This is a genomic window from Agromyces solani (genome assembly GCF_058349925.1).
The window spans coordinates 1-5,331 of record NZ_JBYRER010000007.1 but is presented as its reverse complement, the minus strand read 5'-3'; the positions used below and the strand labels follow the sequence as shown (position 1 = coordinate 5,331).

The window sequence follows — 5,331 nt, the reverse complement described above, 5'->3', positions numbered from 1 at the left end:
CCCGTGGGGTGTGCGTGCGTGTGTTGAGTTGTTGAGTGTGTTTTCCGTCTGTTGGGAACCACAGAGTGGACGCGAGTCATCAGGGCCACGCACACGGCCTTTACTTGAATGAGTTCAAATCGTGTGTGTGTAGTGATTATCAAGTTATCGGCTTATTAGTACCGGTCAGCTCCGACAGTCGTTAGTCCTGTCTTCCACATCCGGCCTATCAACCCAGTCGTCTGGCTGGGAGCCTCTCCCCCCGAAGGGGATGGAAATCTCATCTTGAGGCCGGCTTCCCGCTTAGATGCTTTCAGCGGTTATCCATTCCGAACGTAGCTAACCAGCGGTGCTCCTGGCGGAACAACTGGCACACCAGAGGTTCGTCCAACCCGGTCCTCTCGTACTAGGGTCAGATCCTCTCAAATTTCCTGCGCGCGCAGAGGATAGGGACCGAACTGTCTCACGACGTTCTAAACCCAGCTCGCGTACCGCTTTAATGGGCGAACAGCCCAACCCTTGGGACCTACTCCAGCCCCAGGATGCGACGAGCCGACATCGAGGTGCCAAACCATGCCGTCGATATGGACTCTTGGGCAAGATCAGCCTGTTATCCCCGAGGTACCTTTTATCCGTTGAGCGACAGCGCTTCCACAAGCCACTGCCGGATCACTAGTCCCGACTTTCGTCCCTGCTCGACCTGTCAGTCTCACAGTCAAGCTCCCTTGTGCACTTACACTCGCCACCTGATTGCCAACCAGGTTGAGGGAACCTTTGGGCGCCTCCGTTACTTTTTGGGAGGCAACCGCCCCAGTTAAACTACCCACCAGGCACTGTCCCTGAACCGGATCACGGTTCGAAGTTAGATATCCAGAGTGACCAGAGTGGTATTTCAACAACGACTCCACCGACACTAGCGTGCCGACTTCACAGTCTCCCACCTATCCTACACAAGCCACACCGAACACCAATACCAAGCTGTAGTAAAGGTCACGGGGTCTTTCCGTCCTTCTGCGCGTAACGAGCATCTTTACTCGTACTGCAATTTCGCCGAGTTCGCGGTTGAGACAGCTGGGAAGTCGTTACGCCATTCGTGCAGGTCGGAACTTACCCGACAAGGAATTTCGCTACCTTAGGATGGTTATAGTTACCACCGCCGTTTACTGGGGCTTAAATTCTCAGCTTCGCCTTGCGGCTAACCGGTCCTCTTAACCTTCCAGCACCGGGCAGGCGTCAGTCCGTATACATCGTCTTGCGACTTGGCACGGACCTGTGTTTTTAGTAAACAGTCGCTTCCCACTGGTCTCTGCGGCCTTCAAACGCTTTCGGAGCAAGTCCTAATACGCCTCAGGCCCCCCTTCTCCCGAAGTTACGGGGGCATTTTGCCGAGTTCCTTAACCACGATTCTCTCGATCTCCTTAGTATTCTCTACCTGACCACCTGAGTCGGTTTGGGGTACGGGCGGCTAGAACCTCGCGTCGATGCTTTTCTCGGCAGCATAGGATCACCCACTTTTCATCCGCATCACGTCTCAGCCTCGATGAACCGCGGATTTGCCTACGGTTCGGCCTACACGCTTGCCCCGGGTCAACCATCGCCCGGGCTGGGCTACCTTCCTGCGTCACACCTGTTAATACGCTCACTCCACCAGACGGGGTCGCATGCCGCCTCGCGATCGTCCCCGAAGGGATCCACGCGGATTGGGATGCTTAGCACTCCTGATTTCATGTGGGCGGTTCTTCGCCGGTACGGGAATATCAACCCGTTGTCCATCGACTACGCCTGTCGGCCTCGCCTTAGGTCCCGACTTACCCAGGGCAGATTAGCTTGACCCTGGAACCCTTGGTCTTCCGGAGGACGGGTTTCTCACCCGTCTTTCGCTACTCATGCCTGCATTCTCACTCGTGTACCGTCCACGGCTGGTTTCCACCGCCGCTTCACCCGGCACACGACGCTCTCCTACCCATCAACACGGCTGGACCACGAAGGCCTACCACAAATGTCAATGCCACAACTTCGGTGGCGTGCTTGAGCCCCGTTACATTGTCGGCGCGGAATCACTTGACCAGTGAGCTATTACGCACTCTTTCAAGGGTGGCTGCTTCTAAGCCAACCTCCTGGTTGTCTGTGCAACTCCACATCCTTTCCCACTTAGCACGCGCTTAGGGACCTTAGTTGGTGGTCTGGGTTGTTTCCCTCTCGACGATGAAGCTTATCCCCCACCGTCTCACTGCTGCGCTCTCACTTACCGGCATTCGGAGTTTGGCTGACGTCAGTAACCTGTTGAGGCCCATCGGCCATCCAGTAGCTCTACCTCCGGCAAGAAACACGCAACGCTGCACCTAAATGCATTTCGGAGAGAACCAGCTATCACGAAGTTTGATTGGCCTTTCACCCCTATCCACAGCTCATCCCCTCCATTTTCAACTGAAGTGGGTTCGGTCCTCCACGACGTCTTACCGTCGCTTCAACCTGGCCATGGATAGATCACTTCGCTTCGGGTCTAGGACCTGCGACTGAATCGCCCTATTCAGACTCGCTTTCGCTACGGCTACCCCACACGGGTTAACCTCGCCACAGATCACTAACTCGCAGGCTCATTCTTCAAAAGGCACGCTGTCACCCCAACAAGGAGGCTCCAACGGTTTGTAAGCAAACGGTTTCAGGTACTATTTCACTCCCCTCCCGGGGTACTTTTCACCTTTCCCTCACGGTACTTGTCCGCTATCGGTCATCTGGGAGTATTTAGGCTTATCAGGTGGTCCTGACAGATTCACACGGGATTTCTCGGGCCCCGTGCTACTTGGGATACCTCTCCGGGCCGTGCACGATTTCGACTACGGGACTCACACCCACTCCGGTCCGGCTTTCAATCCGGTTCGTCTATCGCACACGCGTCACCGTGACTGCACGGCAGTACAGTCCGAAAGGTCCCACAACCCCGACCATGCAACCCCTGCCGGGTATCACACATGACCGGTTTAGCCTCTTCCGCTTTCGCTCGCCACTACTCACGGAATCACGGTTGTTTTCTCTTCCTGTGGGTACTGAGATGTTTCACTTCCCCACGTTCCCTCTACCCGCCCTATATATTCAGGCGGGAGTCACCAGGTCACCCAAAGGGCCTGGCGGGGTTTCCCCATTCGGAAATCCTCGGATCACAGCTCGTTTATCAGCTCCCCGAGGCTTATCGCAGATTACGACGTCCTTCTTCGGCTCCAGATGCCAAGGCATCCACCGTTTGCTCTTAGAAACTTGAAATCACATGAGTTGAATCGATCGCGCACCCGAAAGTGCGAGATTGACCAATGATTAGTCAGGCACACCCCGAAGGGCATGCCATCGAAATCTTTGTGAAACAGTCCGAAGACTGCTTCTAAGATGCTCGCGTCCACTATGTAGTTCTCAACAGACGGCCAGAACCCCCACCCCACCAGCAACCGCCGGCTTCGTGAAGGCCTGAAGGGAAACCATCCCAACCCGCACCCCGAAGAGCGCCAGGCCATGTCCGGTCCCTCAGGACCCAACAGCGTGCACGCACCCAACCCGCCGACCCCAGTCGTTCCAACCCCACCGAAGCGAGGCGTACTGAACCAGAACCATTGGCCTGAATGCCTATGTCAATGTTCCACCCATGAGCAACCAGCAAGACACAGTCGGTCTTGATCTGGTGCACTGCGAAAACCCGAAGGCTTCCGAGTTGCTCCTTAGAAAGGAGGTGATCCAGCCGCACCTTCCGGTACGGCTACCTTGTTACGACTTAGTCCTAATCACCGATCCCACCTTCGACGGCTCCCTCCACAAGGGTTAGGCCACCGGCTTCGGGTGTTACCGACTTTCATGACTTGACGGGCGGTGTGTACAAGGCCCGGGAACGTATTCACCGCAGCGTTGCTGATCTGCGATTACTAGCGACTCCGACTTCATGAGGTCGAGTTGCAGACCTCAATCCGAACTGAGACCGGCTTTTTGGGATTCGCTCCGCCTTACGACATCGCAGCCCTTTGTACCGGCCATTGTAGCATGCGTGAAGCCCAAGACATAAGGGGCATGATGATTTGACGTCATCCCCACCTTCCTCCGAGTTGACCCCGGCAGTCTCACATGAGTTCCCACCATAACGTGCTGGCAACATGCGACGAGGGTTGCGCTCGTTGCGGGACTTAACCCAACATCTCACGACACGAGCTGACGACAACCATGCACCACCTGTATACGAGTGTCCAAAGAGTTCACCATTTCTGGCGCGTTCTCGTATATGTCAAGCCTTGGTAAGGTTCTTCGCGTTGCATCGAATTAATCCGCATGCTCCGCCGCTTGTGCGGGCCCCCGTCAATTCCTTTGAGTTTTAGCCTTGCGGCCGTACTCCCCAGGCGGGGCGCTTAATGCGTTAGCTACGACACGGAAACCGTGGAAAGGTCCCCACATCTAGCGCCCAACGTTTACGGCGTGGACTACCAGGGTATCTAATCCTGTTCGCTCCCCACGCTTTCGCTCCTCAGCGTCAGTAAGTGCCCAGAGACCTGCCTTCGCCATCGGTGTTCCTCCTGATATCTGCGCATTCCACCGCTACACCAGGAATTCCAGTCTCCCCTACACCACTCAAGTCTGCCCGTACCCACTGCAGGCCCGAGGTTGAGCCTCGGGATTTCACAGCAGACGCGACAAACCGCCTACGAGCTCTTTACGCCCAATAATTCCGGACAACGCTCGGACCCTACGTATTACCGCGGCTGCTGGCACGTAGTTAGCCGGTCCTTTTTCTGCAAGTACCGTCAAGGCCGAAGCCCCTTCTTCCTTACTAAAAGCGGTTTACAACCCGAAGGCCGTCATCCCGCACGCGGCGTTGCTGCATCAGGCTTGCGCCCATTGTGCAATATTCCCCACTGCTGCCTCCCGTAGGAGTCTGGGCCGTGTCTCAGTCCCAGTGTGGCCGGTCACCCTCTCAGGCCGGCTACCCGTCGACGCCTTGGTGAGCCATTACCTCACCAACAAGCTGATAGGCCGCGAGTCCATCCCAGACCGAAAAACTTTCCACCCCACACCATGCGGTGCAAGGTCCTATCCGGTATTAGCTCCGATTTCTCGGGGTTATCCCAGAGTCCAGGGCAGGTTACTCACGTGTTACTCACCCGTTCGCCACTAATCCACCAGAGCAAGCTCCAGCTTCATCGTTCGACTTGCATGTGTTAAGCACGCCGCCAGCGTTCGTCCTGAGCCAGGATCAAACTCTCCAAAAAAAAAATGGTTCCCAACACACAAAGTGTCGAGGAGTTCAAATCACTGACAGAGAAACAACTGACTCGAAAATCAAATTGTCCATCAATCAAAGGAATCCCACCAACCAAAAGG

General features: G+C 55.7%; 2 rRNA genes. Both read right to left on the bottom strand.

The window, feature by feature from the left end:
- Positions 1–135: 135 nt before the first annotated feature.
- Positions 136–3,240: ribosomal RNA gene (locus AC3RJ7_RS18780) — 23S ribosomal RNA — on the bottom strand.
- A gap of 450 nt (positions 3,241–3,690) precedes the next feature.
- A 16S ribosomal RNA gene (locus AC3RJ7_RS18775) occupies positions 3,691–5,219 on the bottom strand.
- The 16S and 23S rRNA genes sit together here, the layout of an rRNA operon.
- Positions 5,220–5,331: the final 112 nt, after the last annotated feature.